Annotated in this window: 12 protein-coding genes; 11 read left to right on the top strand and 1 reads right to left on the bottom strand. The window is 67.2% G+C overall.

Annotated elements, in window-relative coordinates; genetic code table 11:
• The first annotated feature begins 13 nt into the window (after nt 1-13).
• The 3 genes from H5407_RS05120 to H5407_RS05110 all read left to right on the top strand — a co-directional run bounded on the left by H5407_RS05120 (nt 14) and on the right by H5407_RS05110 (nt 4,806).
• Nucleotides 14-1,180, top strand: a complete 1,167-nt coding sequence (locus H5407_RS05120; RefSeq protein ID WP_183103352.1) for a BMP family ABC transporter substrate-binding protein — start codon at nt 14-16, stop codon at nt 1,178-1,180.
• Nucleotides 1,181-1,378: 198 nt separating this feature from the next.
• A complete protein-coding gene (locus H5407_RS05115) occupies nt 1,379-3,364 on the top strand; it encodes a S9 family peptidase (RefSeq protein ID WP_255501069.1) in 1,986 nt (661 codons plus the stop codon).
• Between the two features lie 317 nt (nt 3,365-3,681).
• Nucleotides 3,682-4,806: a hypothetical protein gene (locus H5407_RS05110; protein WP_183103351.1), complete on the top strand. Its 1,125-nt coding sequence runs from the start codon at nt 3,682-3,684 to the stop codon at nt 4,804-4,806.
• A gap of 194 nt (nt 4,807-5,000) precedes the next feature.
• On the opposite strand, the gene H5407_RS24650 is transcribed toward H5407_RS05110, so the two are convergent.
• Entirely contained in the window at nt 5,001-5,819 is an 819-nt protein-coding gene (locus H5407_RS24650; RefSeq protein WP_220800481.1) for a C40 family peptidase, read from the bottom strand.
• A gap of 304 nt (nt 5,820-6,123) precedes the next feature.
• On the opposite strand from H5407_RS24650, the gene H5407_RS05100 reads away from it, so the two are divergent.
• The 8 genes from H5407_RS05100 (at nt 6,124) to H5407_RS05065 (ending at nt 17,284) form a co-directional block, all read left to right on the top strand.
• Nucleotides 6,124-8,055, top strand: a complete 1,932-nt coding sequence (locus tag H5407_RS05100; RefSeq protein ID WP_183103350.1) for a propionate--CoA ligase — start codon at nt 6,124-6,126, stop codon at nt 8,053-8,055.
• A gap of 136 nt (nt 8,056-8,191) precedes the next feature.
• On the top strand, nt 8,192-10,204 hold the full coding sequence (locus H5407_RS05095; RefSeq protein WP_183103349.1) for a M3 family metallopeptidase: 2,013 nt from the start codon (nt 8,192-8,194) through the stop codon (nt 10,202-10,204).
• 346 nt (nt 10,205-10,550) lie between these two features.
• On the top strand, nt 10,551-11,339 hold the full coding sequence (locus H5407_RS05090; RefSeq protein ID WP_310737616.1) for a PhnD/SsuA/transferrin family substrate-binding protein: 789 nt from the start codon (nt 10,551-10,553) through the stop codon (nt 11,337-11,339).
• A gap of 124 nt (nt 11,340-11,463) precedes the next feature.
• Nucleotides 11,464-12,981: an acyl--CoA ligase gene (locus H5407_RS05085; protein WP_183103347.1), complete on the top strand. Its 1,518-nt coding sequence runs from the start codon at nt 11,464-11,466 to the stop codon at nt 12,979-12,981.
• Between the two features lie 46 nt (nt 12,982-13,027).
• On the top strand, nt 13,028-14,023 hold the full coding sequence (locus H5407_RS05080; RefSeq protein ID WP_183103346.1) for a tripartite tricarboxylate transporter substrate binding protein: 996 nt from the start codon (nt 13,028-13,030) through the stop codon (nt 14,021-14,023).
• A 43-nt stretch (nt 14,024-14,066) separates the two neighbouring features.
• Nucleotides 14,067-14,585 carry a tripartite tricarboxylate transporter TctB family protein gene (locus tag H5407_RS05075; RefSeq protein ID WP_183103345.1) on the top strand — a complete coding sequence of 173 codons (519 nt, stop codon included), beginning with the start codon at nt 14,067-14,069 and terminating at the stop codon, nt 14,583-14,585.
• A gap of 171 nt (nt 14,586-14,756) precedes the next feature.
• Nucleotides 14,757-16,268 (top strand): tripartite tricarboxylate transporter permease, encoded by a 1,512-nt coding sequence (locus H5407_RS05070; RefSeq protein ID WP_183103344.1) that lies wholly within the window; start codon nt 14,757-14,759, stop codon nt 16,266-16,268.
• The gene (locus H5407_RS05065; RefSeq protein WP_183103343.1) at nt 16,265-17,284 is read left to right on the top strand and encodes a 2-dehydropantoate 2-reductase; all 1,020 of its coding nucleotides are present in this window, start codon (nt 16,265-16,267) and stop codon (nt 17,282-17,284) included. Before H5407_RS05070 ends, H5407_RS05065 begins: the two co-directional genes overlap by 4 nt.
• Nucleotides 17,285-17,303: the final 19 nt, after the last annotated feature.

Here is a 17,303-nt window from a genome sequence, read left to right as displayed (position 1 = left end):
CCAAGGAGCACCCATGCGTCACATTGGCAAGCGTGATCTGATCAAGTGGGCCGGCTGGTCCGGCCTGGCCGCTGCGGCCCTGTTGGTCGGCTGCGGCAAGAAGGAAGAAGCCGCCAGCCCAGCGTCCGCCGCCTCGGCCGCGTCCGCCCCGGCGGCCAAGTCCGAGCCGCTGAAGATCGCCTTCGCCTATGTCGGCCCCGTGGGTGACGGTGGCTGGACCTTCGCTCACGACAACGCCCGCAAGGCCGTGGAGAAGGAATTCGGCGACAAGGTCCAGACCAGCTTCGTCGAGAAGGTGCCAGAGGCCGCCGACGCTGAGCGCGTCTTCCGCGACATGGTGGGTCAGGGCAACAAGCTGATCTTCGGCACCACCTTCGGCTACATGGAGCCCATGCTCAGGGTCGCCGCCGACACGGCCGACGTCAAGTTCGAGCACGGCACCGGCTACAAGCAGGCCGCCAATATGCGCACCTACGACTCTCGCACTTACGAAGGCGCCTATATGGCCGGCGTGGTGGCGGGCAAGATGAGCAAGAGCGGCATGCTGGGTGTGGTGGGCTCCATCCCCATCCCCGAGGTGATCCGCAACATCAACAGCTTCACCCTGGGCGCGCAGAGCGTGAACCCCAAGGTCAAGGTGCGCGTGGTCTGGGTCAACGAGTGGTTCAACCCGCCCAAGGAGACCGAGGCCGCGCAGTCGCTGATCGATGGCGGCGCCGACGTGCTGATGCAGAACACCGACTCCAGCGCCGTGCTGCAGACCGCCGAGAAGAACGGCAAGTACGCCTTCGGCTGGGATTCCGACATGACCGCCTACGGGCCCAAGGCCCACCTGGCCTCGGCCGTCATCAACTGGGGCCCGTACTACATCAAGGCCGTGCGTGACGCGCTGGACGGCAAGTGGACGGCCGGCCCCGGCAGCCACAGCTGGTGGGGCGTCAAGGAAGGCGCGATCGACCTGGTCTCCCTGGCCGAGGCCGTGCCGGCCGACACCCGCGCGCAGATCGACAAGGTCAAGGCCGGCCTGAAGGATGGCAGCTTCGCGATCTGGAAGGGCCCCATCGTCGGCCAGGACGGCAAGGAAGTGCTGAAGAAGGACGAGGTCGCCGACGACAAGTTCCTCTCTGGCATCAACTTCTACGTGAAGGGCGTCGAGGGCAAGGTGCCCACGGGCAAGTAAACCCGCGCCCGTCGCAGCAAGCCACCCGCCGAGAGGCCGGTGGCTTTCTTCATGGCCGGGCCCCGGCTGTGCGCTCCGGTCTGCAGTTCGTCCGCTACCGGCTGCAGGTCATCCGCGGGGGATTGGCAAGGACGGGTGGTCTCACTACATTGGCGCGGTGCCGGGTCTTCGCCCAGCCGAGCCAACGAGGAGCACCACTTGAAGAACGAACAACGGAAGTCCGCGTCACCCCGCATCGCCCTGAATCGCCTGGCCCTGTGCCTGGCGCTGGCCAGCACCGGCGGCCTGCTCATGAGCCTGCCGGCCCAGGCCGCGACCAGCGCCAAGCAAAGCAGCGCGCCCGCCGCGCCCAAGCGCTACACCATCGAGCAGTTCATGGCGACGACCAATATCGGCGGCGCCTCTTTCAGCGCCGACGAGAAGCGCATCCTCTTCCACAGCAACAAGACCGGCATCTTCAATGTCTACAGCATCCCCGTTACGGGCGGGGAGCCGGTGGCCCTGACCAGCTCCACCAAGGACAGCCACTACGCCGTCGGCTACTTCCCCAAGGACGACCGGGTGCTCTACACCCGCGACCAGGGCGGCAACGAGCTCAACCACCTCTATGTGCGCGAGCTGGACGGCAGCGAGAAAGACCTGACCCCGGGCGACAAGCTCAAGGCTATGTTCATGGGCTGGTCCGGTGACAAGAACAGCTTCCATGTGGCCACCAACGAGCGCGATGCGCGCTTCTTCGACGTCTACCGCTACGACGCCAAGACCTACGCTCGCGAGCTGGTCTACAAGAACGAGACCGGCCTGAATGTGGCCCAGGTCAGTGACGACGGCCGCTGGATCGCCTTCGGCAAGACCAACACCACGGCCGACAAGGATGTCTACCTCTACGACACCCAGACCAAGACCACCAAGCACGTGACGCCCCACCAGGGCGTGGCCGACAACAGCCCGGCAGGCTTCGATCCGGCCTCCAAGCGCTTGCTGATTACCAGCAACGAGGGCGCCGAGTTCACCCGTCTGATGAGCTACGACCTGGCCAGCGGCAAGATGAGCGAGCTGGAGAAGGCCGACTGGGACGTGGTCTACACCGACTTCTCGGACGACGGCCGCTACCGCGTCACCGGCATCAACGCCGACGCCAGCATCGCGCTGAAGCTGCGCGAGATGGGCAAGGACGGCATGGAGCGCGAGGTGACCCTGCCCAAGCTGCCGGGCGGCGAGATCCGGGGCGTGCGCTTCTCGGGCAGCAGCGGCAAGATGGCCTTCTATGTGAACGGCGATCGCTCACCCAGCAATCTGTTCGTCTATGACTTCGCCAGCAAGCAGGTGAAGCAGCTGACGCAGAGCATGTCCAAGGAGGTCAATCCGGATGACCTCGTGGACGCGAAGGTCGTGCGCTTCAAGTCCTTCGACGGCATGAGCATTCCCTCGGTCTACTACCAGCCCAAGGATGCCTCGCCCACCAACAAGGTGCCCGCCCTGGTCTGGGTGCATGGCGGCCCCGGCGGCCAGACCATGCGCGGCTACTCCGCCCTGATGCAGTACTTCGCCAACCACGGCTATGCGGTGCTGGGCATCAACAACCGCGGCAGCTCGGGCTACGGCAAGAGCTTCTTCACCGCTGACGACGGCAAGCACGGTCGCGAACCGCTGTGGGACTGCGTGGAGGCCAAGACCTACCTGGCCAGCACCGGCGTGATCGACCCTGAGCGCATCGGCATCATCGGCGGTTCCTACGGCGGCTACATGACCCTGGCAGCCCTCGCCTTCCGCCCCGAGGCCTTCAAGGTGGGCATCGACATCTTCGGTGTCTCCAACTGGCTGCGCACGCTGGAATCCATCCCGCCCTACTGGGAGAGCTTCCGCCAGGCCCTCTACCAGGAGGTGGGGGATCCGGTGAAGGACAAGGACTTCCTCATCGCCACCTCGCCCTTGTTCCATGCCAAGGAGATCCGCAAGCCGCTGATGGTGATCCAGGGCGCCAACGACCCGCGCGTGATCAAGCCCGAGAGCGACGAGATCGTCGAGGCGGTCAAAAAGAACGGCGTGCCGGTGGAGTACGTGGTCTTTGACGACGAAGGCCACGGCTTCTCGAAGAAGAAGAACAACATCGAGGCCAGCGGCCGCATGCTGCAGTTCCTCGACAAGCACCTCAAGACGGCCAACACCACGCCGGCCAAGTGAAGGCGGCCTGATGGCGGCCTGATGGCGGCCTGATGGCGGCCTGATGGCGAGCCTGCTGCCACCGCGAGGCACGGTCCCCGCGCTCGCTGAGGGAGCCTTCCCCTGCAGGAACCCACCGCCCGGACGATGGTCTGGCCGGTGGGCTTTTCCTTGCGGGGCGGCAGCGCATGAGGGGCATGCCGATGCGGCCGGGATGGGCGGATTGTGGGCGTCCCGGTGAAGGTCGGCAGCTGCCCTGCGGTACCATGTGGCCCCATTTTTCATGGGGCAGGCGATGGTCTGGCCCCCCGCGTAGGCTGCTTCGTCGGAGAGTTGTTGTGTCCCTGTCCCCGCCCTCCCCATCATCTGCCGCAACAGGCGCCACCGGCCAGCGCGCCGAGCCGTCAGCGCCGCATCCGGCGACCGAGGCGCTGTTTCGAGCCATCGAGGCACAGCGGCAGACCGACCCCTTGATCGGCGCCAAGCTCGGTGCCAAGGACATCTTCCAGAAGCTGCTGCATGGGATGAAGGGGGAGCGGGGCGTCCACGCCGAGTCCTTGCTCTGCGCCCTGGGTGCCTTGGCGGGCTACGCCTGTCAGGCCAGCCTGCGCGAGCAAGCCCTGGCCAAGGGGCAGCCAGAGACTGCCGCCTTCATCACGGTCAAGAGCCCCGATGGCAAGACGTATTTCTTCGGCGAGCCGCTGAACCAGGCCCTGGCTGAAGGGCCCTATTCCGTCTGGAGCCTTGCTGCCGGTGCCGCGCAGCATCTTGGCTGCCAGACGCTGCCTGACCTCAAGCCCATCTTTGAGCACGTCGTCCAGTCGGTCGGCACGAGCGCCTTCGGCCGGCCCAGGTTGCCGCAGGGCCGGGTCGCCAGCGACACGCCCATCAACTACGTCAAGGCCCTGTGGCCGGCACTGCTGCCCACGGTCAAGCGCTACTGCAAGGAGCCCTCCGAGTGGCCCATGCTGTTCGCCGCCGCCGCCCAGGAGGCGATGGAAGCCAGCAAGGCGGTGCTGGCGCCGGAGCTTGCTCTGCTCATCGTCATGGAGTGCGCGATCCCCATGTCCAAGGTGGACCTGGCTGAGGGGCACACCGGCCAGGCGGCGGCTTCTGCTGGATTGGCGCCCAAGAATGCGCCGCCGGCCCGTCGAGACAGCCCGTCCGCGCGTCAACGCTGGACCCGGGTTCTTCTGGGTACGAACGAAGGGCGGATCCTCGTCCTGGCCAGCGCGCTCTATCTGGCCGTCGGCCTTTTGGCCAAGGTCTCAACGTCCATGGCTTCCGCCTTGGGCGTGGTCGGCGTGTTGGGGGTCTACATGCCGCTCCTCCTGCTGTTCGTCGCCCATCGGCTGGGCGTGCTGAGGCGGGACTTTGTCAGCAGCCGCTTCGACACGGTCTGCATGCTGGTGGCGGCATTGGCGCCGTTCCTGGCCCTCGGCAAGCTGGTCTTGTTTCGCTGAGCGACTGCCCGTGGCCCGGTGGCGACAGGCCCAAGGCGCCTGCCTGTCTTGACGGGGGCGGCGCAACGCCCGCCGTGCAGGGGCTAGCTCGGGCAGTGAGCCGCTTGAAGGGCTGGATGCGCCGAAAGCCGCTGTCAGCGCGAACAGCCGGGATGTGGCGGCGGCGCGCCGGCCGGCTGGGCTCGCCCCTTCGACTAGCGGATCAGCGCCGGCTGCGCCTGGGGGTTGCGGCCGTCTGCGGAGGCCTGCGCTGCGGCCAGGTCGGCCCGGCGGGCTCCGGTAAAGCGCTTGGCCCAGTAGGCTTCGCGCAGGTCCTCCACGCGCACGGCGCTGCCCACGCGGGGGCTGTGGATGAACTTGCCGTCGCCCACGTAGATGCCCACGTGTGAGAAGGTGCGCTTCATCGTGTTGAAGAAGACCAGGTCGCCCGGCTTCAGCTCTTCCTGCTTGATGGGTATGAGGCTGGACAGGCGCGCCTGTTCGTCTGCTCGGTGGGGCAGAACCAAGCCCACGGACATCTCGAAGATGTGGCGGGTGAAGCCGCTGCAGTCGAATCCGCTCTCCAGGGATTTGCCGCCCCGCTTGTAGGGAACGCCCAGGAAGTTCATGGCCGACATGACCAGGTCGGAAGCGGTGTCGCGCACCTGGTTCAGCAGCTTGTTTTCACTGGCGTTTTTCATCAGCCCGGTGTCCTGGAGGAAACGGGTGATGGCGTCATTGCCATTGGTGCTGGGGCTCGAACCCGCGGCCGCGGCGGCGGCCAGGTCGGCCGGTGCCGGGCTGGTCTTGGCGGCTGCGATGGCGCCCGGCTGGGCGGCCACCTGCTGGCTCTGGCCATAGGCACCCATCATGGTGCCCGGCGGCGGCGCCAGCGGGGCATTGCCCTGCGCCGACTGCTGCTGCGCCAGCGCGCCCGTGGCGCACACGCCCAGCGCGAGGGCGGCACAAGCCGCCACCATGTGCAGGGGGCGCAGGGAGCTCTGGCGGCGGGAAGGATGTCGGGCTGGCAGCATCGGGAACTTGATCTCGGCCGCGCAGCTTAAGAAGCGGGTCTTGGCAGTGTCAAGCAAGGCAGGGGCAAACCGCGGGTAATTCCGGGCGCTGTTCGATACCCGAATCACCCCGCGTTTCAGTTTGGGGAACAAGCCCTATTGGACCATAGGGGGGCCCCGGCACATGTGTCCAAGCGCACAGCAAGCGCTCCGGGATTGATCCCCGGCAATGCTCGCCGGCATGACGCTCCGGGGTCAGGCTGCCGTCAGAGCCCCGTCGTGAAATGCGCCGTAATTCGTAATTATGGAAATGCAGAGGTCAGCCATGAGCAGCATTCCCGGCAGCACCGCCCCCCAGGTTCCGGGCGATTACGCCAGCTTTTACCGTCGTTCGGTCGAGCAGCCGGACGAATTCTGGCGCGAGCAGGCGGCGCTGATCGAGTGGCAGACGCCTTTCGAGCAGGTCTGCGACTACAGCCGGCCGCCCTTCGCCCAATGGTTTGTCGGTGGCACGACCAATCTTTGCCACAACGCCGTGGACCGCCACGCCCGTGACCGTGGCGAGCAGGACGCGCTGATCTGGGTCTCCACCGAGGTCAAGGAGGAGCGCATCTACAGCTTCCGCGAACTGCAGCGCGAGGTCGAACGCATGGCCGCCATCCTCCAGGCCCAGGGCGTGGGGCAGGGCGACCGGGTGTTGATCTACATGCCCATGATCCCGGAGGCGGCCTTCGCCATGCTGGCCTGCGCGCGCATCGGCGCCATCCACTCGGTGGTGTTCGGCGGCTTCGCCAGCGTGTCCCTGGCCAGCCGCATCGACGATGCCACGCCCAAGCTCGTGGTGAGTGCCGACGCAGGCAGCCGCTCCGGCAAGGTCGTGCCCTACAAGCACCTGCTGGATGAGGCCATCCAACTGGCACAGCACAAACCGCAGGCAGTGCTGATGGTGGACCGCGGCCTGGCTGCCTTCGAGCACGTGGCCGGGCGTGACCTGGACTACGCCGCTCTGCGCGCGCAGCACAGGGATGCGCAGGTGCCCTGCACCTGGCTGGAGTCCAACGCCATCAGCTACACCCTCTACACCAGCGGCACCACCGGCAAACCCAAGGGCGTGCAGCGCGATGTGGGGGGCTATGCCGTGGCTCTCGCGGCCAGCATGAAGCACATCTACTGCGGCCATGCCGGAGAGACCTACTTCTCCACCAGCGATATCGGCTGGGTGGTGGGCCACAGCTACATCATCTACGGCCCGCTGATCGCCGGCATGGCCACGCTGATGTACGAGGGCCTGCCCACCGTGCCGGATGCGGGCATCTGGTGGCAGTTGGTCGAGCGTTTCAAGGTCTCGGTGATGTTCAGCGCACCGACCGCCGTGCGCGTGCTCAAGAAGCAGGATCCCGCCTACCTGGGCAAGTACGACCTCAGCAGCCTTCGCGCTCTGTTCCTGGCAGGCGAACCCCTGGACGAGCCCACCGCGACCTGGATCGCGCAGAGCCTGGGCCGCCCCATCATCGACAACTACTGGCAGACCGAGACCGGCTGGCCCATCCTCTCCATTGCCAACGGCGTGGAGAAGAAGCCCAGCAAGTTCGGGTCCCCCGGTGTGGCCATGTACGGCTACAAGGTGAAGCTGCTCAACGAGAACACCGGCGAGGAGCTCACGGGTGCCAACCAGAAGGGCGTGGTGGCCATCGAGGGCCCGCTGCCGCCGGGCTGCCTGCAGACGGTGTGGGGCGACGATGCCCGCTTCGTCAACACCTACTGGTCCAGCATCCCTGACAAGCTGGTGTACTCAACCTTCGACTGGGGCATCCGAGACGAGGACGGCTACTACTACATCCTGGGCCGTACCGACGACGTGATCAACGTGGCCGGCCACCGCCTGGGCACGCGCGAGATCGAGGAGAGCATCGCCAGCCATCCCAATGTGGCCGAAGTGGCCGTGGTGGGCGTGGCGGATCAGCTCAAGGGTCAGGTGGCCATGGCCTTCGCCGTGCTGAAGGACGCCAGCCTCGCGGCCACGGAAGAGGGCGCCCGCGAGCAGGAAGCCGAGATCATGAGGCGGGTGGACGAGCAACTGGGCGCGGTGGCCCGGCCGGCCCGCGTGCGCTTCGTGAGCGTGCTGCCCAAGACCCGCTCGGGCAAACTGCTGCGCCGCGCCATCCAGGCGGTGTGCGAGCAGCGCGATCCGGGCGATCTGACCACCATCGAGGACCCCTCGGCCCTGCAGCAGATACGCAGCCTGTTGGGGGGCTGACGAGCGCGTCATCCCGGCTGTTCTTGGTGTTTGTCCCGGTGCGCTGACTTCCGGGCGAGGGCAGGGCCGCGGGCACAATCCGCGCATCCTTCCCAGAGAGGCGTTGGTGCTAACCGTGCCATCGCGCAGCCACACCATGACATCGATGCAGACCCCGCGCCGCCTCGTCGGCGCGCTTCTCCTGGCCGGTTTGGCCGGCCTGGCCGGCGTTGCAGGCCCGGCACAGGCGGATGCGGCCCCCTCGCTGCCCGCCCCGCTGTTCCCCACGTTGAAGACGGTGGCCCAGATCCGCCAGGCCTGCGACAACGGCCTGGCCTCGGCCAAGAAGGCGCTGGCCCAGCTGGAGCGCCGCAAGGTGGACCTGGGCTGGATGGCCGCCTTTGACGACTACGCTGCCACGGTGGAAGACGGCCAGAGCGCTGTCGATTTCGTGCAGTACGTCCATCCGGACAAGGCTGGTCGCGATGCGGCTCAGGCCTGCTCCATGCGCTGGACGCAGTTCAACTCCACCGTCGCCCAGAACGAGCAGCTCTACAAGGCCCTCAAGCGCGCCCCCACGCCCCAGCCGCGCGACCGCGAGCTGCAGCGTGTGGCGCTGGGCGCCTTCGAGGACAGCGGCGTGTCCCTGTCCGCGCCCAAGCGCCAGCGCGCCAAGGCCATCATCGACAAGCTGGGCGAGCTGGACCAGCAGTTCAACAAGAACATCCGCGACGCCAACCTCCAGATCGCCTACACCGAGTCCGAGCTGCAGGGCGTGCCCGAGGGGGTGTGGAAGCACGCGCGCCGCGATGCCCAGGGGCGTGTGCTGCTGGGCGTTGACTATCCCAGCTATGGGCCTGTATTGCAGTCGGCAGAGAACCCCGAGACGCGCCGCCGCATGTGGGAGGCCAAGGTCAACGAGGGCGGTGAGCCCAATCTGCGTCTGCTGGCCGAGATCGCCCAGCTGCGCCGCGAGTACGCGGCCCTGTTTGGCTATGACAACTATGTGGACTTCAACCTGCGCCGCCGCATGGCCGGCAATGCGCAGACGGCCTGGAAATTCCTGGACGAGGTCCAGGCCACGGTCACCGAACGTGAGCGCGCCGATGTGGCCGAGCTGCAGGGCGCCAAGGCCCAGCACATGGGCCTGCCCCTGGCCCAAGTCCGCATCGAGCGCTGGGATGCGAGCTTCTATGCCGAGCGCCTGCGGCAAGCTCGCTTCCAGGTGGACCAGGAAGCCCTGCGCGAGTATTTCCCCGCCCAGGAGAGCCTGCGCTTCGCCATGCGCATCATCGAGCGCCTGATGGGCGTGAAGTACACCGAGGTGCCGGCCGACCTGTGGCACCCCGAGGTCAAGGCCTTTGCCGTTAGCGACGCCGCCACCGGCAAGCCCCTGGCCAATCTCTACGTGGACCTCTTCCCCCGCGAGGGCAAGTACAACCACGCTGCCGTCTGGCCCCTGCGCGGGAGCGCCACCCGCGTCGGGCGCCTGCCGGCCGCGGCCCTGGTGGTCAACTTCAACCGCAAGGGTCTGACCGTTGACGAGATGGAGACCCTGCTGCACGAGCTGGGCCATGCCGTGCACAACAACCTCAGCAACACCTTCTACCTGCAGCAGGCCGGCACGGCGGTGATGCATGATTTCGTCGAGGCGCCCTCGCAGATGCTGGAGGACTGGGTGGTCAACAAGCAGGTGCTGCCCCTGATGCTGGAGGTCTGCCCCGCCTGTAAGCCCATGCCCGAGGCCCTGGTGGACAAGGTCGTGGCCGCCAAGCACTTTGGCAAGGGCACGCAGTACGGCCGCCAGCATCTTTATGCCAGCTATGACCTGGCCCTGCATGGCAAGGAGCCCCAGGACCCGCAGGCCCTGTGGGCGAAGATGGAAGGCGCCACGCCCATGGGCCATGTGCCGGGCAGCAAGTTCGTGGCGGGCTTCTCCCATATCGCTGGCGGCTATGGCGCGGGCTACTACGGTTACCTCTGGAGCCTGGTGCTGGCCATGGATCTGCGCAGCCCCTTCGAGGCCAGCAAGCTCGATGCCGAGGTCGGCCGTCGCTACCGCGAGCGCATTCTGGCCCAGGGGGGGCAGAAGCCGGCGCCGGAGCTGGTGCGCGACTTCCTGGGGCGCGCCCCCAGCAACGCGGCCTTCTTCGATTACCTGAAACACTGAGCGACCCAGTGTCTTCGCGCTGCTGACGGCCCGCCCCTGGCGGGCCGTTGTCATTGGGGCGGGCTTGTCTGTCGCTATGTGTGTGCAGATGTGTTTTGTGCGCCGTCTGCATCAACCCTGTCAGATGTTTCAGGTTGCGCCTTAACTGAGGGTTTTGCTGGACTGTGGGGCCGGGCGAGATGGCCACAATGCGCGCGTCTTCTCCCGGGGGGAGGTTCTGTCGGGGAAGGCGCACAACAGTCCGGGCGCCTTGCGATGACCCGGCGTGTCGGGATGCAGGACGGAAGTGAGTACGGTTATGCAAGGGTTCAGGCGTTTGTTCGGGCAAGTAAGAGTGGCCCTCGGCGTGGCAGTGTTGCTGGCGTCGGGCTCTGCGGCGCAGGCCATCACCTTTGCCATCAATGAAGGGGTCACCTACCGGGTGAGTAACGCCGAGATCGCGGCGCGCTATGCGGCCATGGCCGCGGATCTGTCCAAGCTGCTGCAGCAGCCCGTCACCATCGAGCCCATCAGTGACTACAAAAGCCTGCGCCAGGGCCTGGCCGACAAGCGCTGGGAACTGGCGCTGGTGCACCCGGCCCACGTCTCCATTCAGGCCATGAGGAACTCGGGCTACCGGTTGTTGGCCGTGACCAAGGGCTTCACCGAGTACAAGGCCGGCTTCATGGTGCGAGCCGATGCCACCTGGACCCAGCTGACCGACCTGCGCGGCCAGCACCTGGGCGCACCGGACGAGGACTCCATCACCTCGGTGATGCTGCGTGCCACGCTGCGAGACCTGAAGATGAGCGCACCGCAGGTCCGCATCACCTACACCCGCTACCAGGACGCCGTGCCCTTCTTCGTCGAGAACTACCTTACCCATGCTGGCGTGACCGCCTCCAGCGCGGTGCTCAAGGCCTGGCAGGCCAAGGGTGGCAAGATTCTGGGCTACACCCGGGCCGTGCCCATCAAGCACGTCATCGCCAGCCCCAGCCTCAGCGCCGAGCAGTTCGAGAAGGTGCAGAACTACCTGACCAACCTGGACGCCAGCGAGGATGGCCGCAAGAAGCTGGAGCCCACCAAGTGGAAGGGATTCGCCCGCTTCGAGCAGGCCGAGATGATGAAGCTGGGCGAATGGCTGGACGTGCGCTGAGCGCGGGCTCGCGCCGTCATGGCCTGCCGCGGCGCGCTGGCAGCACCTGCGCTGCGGGTCCGTCGCGGCGCCGATGTGCGACGTGTTGCGCCGTCGTTCCCTGAGCTGTCGAGAAGGTGATCCCATGTCCCAAGACTCTCTCTGGCTGCAACTGCAGTCGCTTCCCGCTGAGGCCGTGGCGCTGCGCGCGCCGGGGCGTCACGCACTGAGCCACGGCGAACTGCGCGCGCTGATCGAGCGCAGCGTGCAGCAACTCAATGCCTGGGGCATGGGCCGCAACGACCGGGTGGCCATCGTGCTGCCCAATGGGCCGGAGATGGCCGCCTGCTTCCTGGCCTGTGCCTGCGGTGTGGCCAGTGCGCCGCTGAACCCGGCCTACCGGGCCGAGGAGTTCGACTTCTACCTTCGCGACCTCCAGGCGCGCGCCCTGATCGTGGAGGAGGGCAGCGACTCCCCCGCCGTGGCCGTGGCCCAGGCCCTGGGCGTGCCGCTCATCCGCCTGCAGGCGCTGGAGGCCGCGGGCGACTTCCGCCTGGCGGGCGACTTCGGCAGCGGCGCCGCGAGCGCCCAGGGCGGCATGGCCCGGCCAGACGACGTGTCCATGGTGCTGCACACCTCGGGCACCACCTCGCGGCCCAAGATCGTGCCGCTGTCCCAGCGCAACCTTTGCGCCTCGGCGGCCCATATCCGCCGCACCCTGCAGTTCAATGCGGCGGACCGGGGGCTCAACATCATGCCCCTGTTCCACATTCACGGCCTGATCGCCGGGGTGCTGGCGCCGCTGAGCGCGGGCTCGCAGGTCTTCTGCACGCCCGGCTTCAATGCACTGAAGTTCTTCGCATGGATGGACGAGGCCGCGCCCACCTGGTACACGGCCGTGCCCACCATGCACCAGGCCATCCTGACCCGCGCAGGCAAGAACGCGGACGTGATTCAGCGCCACCCGCTGCGGTTCATGCGCTCCTCGTCCTCCTCGATGCCGCCGCAGGTCATCAGCGAGCTGGAGCAGGTCTTCGGCGCGCCCCTGATCGAGGCTTACGGCATGACCGAAGCCACGCACCAGATGGCCAGCAACCCCCTGCCGCCGGGGGTGCGCAAGCCTGGCACCGTGGGCCTGGCCGCCGGCCCCGAGGTGGCCATCATGGGGCCGGACGGCGTGCTGCTGGCGCCCGGTGAAACGGGCGAGATCGTCATCCGCGGCCCCAATGTGACCCAGGGCTATGAGAGCAATCCGTCAGCCAATGCCGAGGCCTTCCGCGAGGGCTGGTTCCGCACGGGTGACCAGGGCGTGATGGATGCCGAGGGCTATGTCTCCATCACCGGCCGCCTCAAGGAAATCATCAACCGCGGCGGCGAGAAGATCAGCCCGCGCGAGGTCGATGAGGTGCTGATGGACCACGCCGCCGTGGCGCAGGTGGTGTGCTTCGGGTTGCCTCATCCCAAGCTGGGCGAGGAAGTGGGTGCGGTGGTGGTGCTGCGCGAAGGCGCCGAGGCGACCGAGCGTGAGCTGCAGCAGTTCGTCGCCCAGCGGCTCGCGGACTTCAAGGTGCCGGCCAAGATCCTCTTCATGGCAGAGATTCCCAAGGGCGCGACCGGCAAGCTGCAGCGCATCGGCCTGGCACAGAAACTGGGCCTGGGCTGAACCAGGGCCTCAGAACAAGTTCAACCAGAGGAATGGATCCCCTGTCATGCAGAAGCACCTGATTCACGCCCTCGGCGCCCTGGCGCTGGTTTTCTGCGGAGATGCCCTGGCAGCTGCCTGGCAGCCGAGCAAGCCCGTCGAGTTCGTCGTCCCCGCCGGCACCGGCGGCGGTGCCGACCAGATGGCCCGCTTTATCCAGGGCATGGTGGCCAAGCACCAGCTCTCCCCCCAGCCCATCGTGGTGGTGAACAAGTCCGGCGGCGCCGGCGCCGAGGGCTTCCTCGACGTCAAGGGCGACAAGGGCAATCCCCACAAGCTGGTCATCACGCTGTCCAACCTCTACACCACGCCGCTCGCCACCGGCGTGCCCTTCAACTGGCGAGACCTGACCCCCGTGTCCATGATGGCCCTCGACCAGTTTGTGCTGTGGGTCAACGAGGACTCGCCCTACAAGACGGCCAAAGACTACTTCAACGCCGTCAAGAGCCAGCCCTCGGGTACCTTCAAGATGGGCGGCACGGGCTCCAGGCAGGAAGACCAGATCATCACCGTGATGCTGGAGAAGGCCGCGGGCAAGAAGATCGTCTACGTGCCATTCAAGGGGGGGGGCGACGTGGCCGTGCAACTGGTGGGCAAGCATGTGGACTCCACGGTCAACAACCCCATCGAGGCCGAGTCCCACTGGCGGGCCGGCAAGCTGCGCCCCCTGTGCGTTTTCGACGACATGCCCATGCCCTACCCGGCGAAGGTGACCGCCAGTCAAAGCTGGCAGGACCTGCCCACCTGCAGCTCGCAGGGCATCCCGGTTTCCTATGTGATGTTGCGCGGCATCTTCATGGCCCCTGGCGTGACGCCTGAGCAGAAGGCCTTCTACGTCGGCATGCTGGACAGGCTGCGCAAGCTGCCCGAGTGGAAGGACTTCATGGCCAAGGGGGCCTTCAAGCAGCAGGCGCTGCAGGGCGAGGCCTACTTCGACTGGCTGGGCCGCAATGAGCAGTTGCACCGCACGCTGATGAAGGACGCGGGCTTCATCGCCCAGTGAGACCGCTGGCGGGCGCGGGCGCGCAGGCGCAAGGGGAAACGACATGGACTCACATGACAGCCCGGACATCCCGGCAGCGGCGCGAGGCTGGTCCCTGCGCTGGGTGGAGTTGATCACGGCAGCACTGGTCCTGGCCTTTGCGTTGCTGCTCGTGTGGGACAGCCTGCGCCTGGGCACGGGTTGGGCCGATGATGGCCCACAGTCCGGCTACTTCCCCTTGCGCATCGGTCTGGGACTGGCTTTGTGCAGTGCCTGGCTGCTGATGCAGCAGCTGCGGAGCTGGTCGGCCACGACCCAACGCTTCGTCGAGGCCGGGCCGCTGCGCGACGTGGCGGCCGTCTTCCTGCCCACGGTGGCCTATGTGGCCCTGATCCCCTGGCTGGGCATCTATGTGCCCTCGGCGCTGCTGATCGCCTGGTTCATGCGGCGCCAGGGCGGCTATGGCTGGACCCGGGTCCTGCCGGTGTCGGCCGGCGTCGCCCTGCTGGCCTTTGTGCTCTTCGAGCGGTGGTTTGTTCAGCCCCTGCCCAAGGGGCCGCTGGAGCACTGGCTGGGTTTTTGAATGCCCCCAGACCTGACCCTGTGCGCCAGGCCCCTCAAGGGGGTCAAGAGGCCTTGGGGCGGCCCGGCGGTGCGGTTTGTGGCGCCCCCAGACCTGGCCCTGTGCGCCAGGCCCCCCAAGGGGGTCAAGAAACCTTGGGGCGGCCCGGCGGTTTCTGGAGAGGAGTAGACCGTGGATGACTTCAACAGCCTGCTGCACGGCTTCTCCGTCGCGGCCACACTGCCCAACCTGGGCTACATGCTCGTGGGCCTGCTGCTGGGCGTGCTGATCGGTGTGCTGCCTGGCTTGGGCGGTGCCAACGGCGTGGCCATCCTGCTGCCGCTGACGTTCAGCATGAACCCCACGACGGCCATCATCATGCTGTCGTGCATCTACTGGGGCGCGCTGTTCGGCGGCGCCATCACGTCCATCCTCTTCAACATACCGGGCGAGCCCTGGTCGGTGGCGACTACTTTCGATGGCTACCCCATGGCCCAGCGGGGCGAGGCGGCGCAGGCGCTGACGGCGGCATTCACCTCCTCTTTCGTGGGCGCGCTCTTCGCCACCTTGCTCATCAGCTTCCTGGCGCCCGTGCTGGCGCGCTTCGCCGTGAGCTTCGGGCCGGCGGAGCTTTTTGCCGTGCAGCTGCTGACCTTCTGCAGCTTTGTCGGCATGAGCCGCGAGGCGCCGGCCAAGACCCTGATCGCCATGCTCATGGGTTTCGCCCTGGCCACCATCGGCATGGACGACATGACCGGGCAGCTGCGCATGACCTTTGGCTTCGCTGAGCTGCTGAAGGGCTTCGACTTCCTGATCGCGGTGATCGGGCTCTTCGGCATCGGCGAGATCCTGCTGACCATGGAAGAGGGCCTGTCCTTCAAGGGTCAGACCGCGCGCATCAGCCCCCGGGTGGTGTTCCGGACCTGGTGGGAGCTGCTGAAGCACTGGAAGCTGTTCCTGCGCTCTGTGGCCATCGGCTGCTGGATGGGCATCACGCCGGGCGGCGCGACGCCGGCGTCCTTCATGAGCTACGGCGTGGCACAGCGGCTCTCGCGCCATCCCGAGCGCTTTGGCAAGGGTGAGCTGGCCGGTGTGGTGGCGCCCGAGACCGCGGCCCACGCCGCCGGCACCTCGGCCCTGCTGCCCATGCTGACCCTGGGCATTCCGGGCTCGCCCACCGCGGCGGTGCTGCTGGGCGGCCTGGTGATCTGGGGCCTCCAGCCTGGTCCCATGCTCTTCGCAGAGAACAAGGACTTCGTCTGGGGCCTGATCGCCTCCATGTACCTCAGCAATGTGGTGGGCCTGCTGGTGGTGCTGACCACCGTGCCCTTCTGGGCGGCCATCCTGCGCATCCCCTTCGCCATCATCGCGCCGGTGATCGTGGTGACCTGCGTCATCGGGGCCTACACCGTGCACGGCGCCATGTTCGACATCTACATGATGCTGGTCTTTGGCGTGATGGGCTATGTGTTCAAGAAGCTGCGCATCCCGCTGGCGCCCCTGGTGCTGGCCCTGGTGCTGGGCGACAAGGCCGAGTCCAACTTCCGGCAGTCCATGCTGCTCTCGCAGGGCAGCCTGGGCATCTTCTGGTCCAATGCCCTGGTCGGCGGCCTGACGGCCCTGGCCCTGCTGATGCTGGTCTGGCCCCTGTGGGGGCTGCTCAAGCGCCGTGCGGCGCGCAATGAATTTGCGGTGAGTGCATGAAGTTCGCAATCGTCGGTGCTGGTGCCATCGGTGGCCTGCTGGGGACGCGCCTGGCCCTGGCTGGGAACACGGTCACGTTCATCGCCCGCAATCGCAACCTGGCGGCCATCAATGCCGAGGGCTTCACCCTTGTCGATGAGGAGGGCGGCTCGCTGCATGCGCCTGCCGGCGAGCAGCTGCGCGCCGTGCCGCGCATGGCGGAGGCCGGCGAGCAGGAGGTGGTGCTGCTGACGGTCAAGGCCCACCAGCTGCACGAGCTGCTGCCGGAACTGCCTGCATTGATCGGGCCGCAGACCCTCGTTGTCAGCATGATCAACGGCCTGCCCTGGTGGTACTTCCAGGGTCTGGCCGGTCCGCACGAGGGGCGGGTGCTGGAGTCCGTGGACCCCGGTGGTGCCATCGCGCGCACCCTGCCCGCGGGCCAGGTGATCGGCAGCATCGTCTACCCCGCGGCGCAGCTGGAGGCGCCGGGCCGCGTGCGCCTGATCGAGGGCAGCCGCTTCTCCCTGGGCGAGCTGGACGGCCGCCGCAGCGAGCGCATCGAGGCCCTGTCCCAGGTGCTGATGCAGGCCGGCTTCAAGGCGCCGGTGAGCCGCGACATCCGCTCCGAGCTGTGGGTCAAGCTGTGGGGCAACCTCAGCTTCAATCCGATCTCAGCGCTGACCCATGCGACCCTGGAAGACATCTGCCGCTTTCCGCTCACCCGCGAGCTCGCGGCCCGCATGATGAGCGAGGCGCAGACGGTGGGCGAGCTGCTGGGCGTGCAGTTCAAGATCTCGCTGGACAAGCGCATCGCCGGCGCCGAGGCGGTGGGGCCGCACAAGACCTCCATGCTGCAGGACGTCGAAGCCGGCCGCGCACTGGAGCTGGAGGCGTTGCTGGGCGCGGTGGTGGAGCTGGCGCGCATCACGGGGACGCCGAGTCCCAACCTGGATGCCGTCTACGCACTGGCCCGCCTGCTGGGGCAGACGCTGGAGCGTGGGCAGGCCCGCCTGAACCTGCAGCCTCGGGCCTGAACCGGGCAGGCTTCAGCGC

Origin of the sequence: Mitsuaria sp. WAJ17 (assembly GCF_014174515.1) — a bacterium.
Lineage (GTDB): Bacteria > Pseudomonadota > Gammaproteobacteria > Burkholderiales > Burkholderiaceae_C > Roseateles_B.
This window is presented reverse-complemented; position numbering and strand designations above follow the sequence as displayed.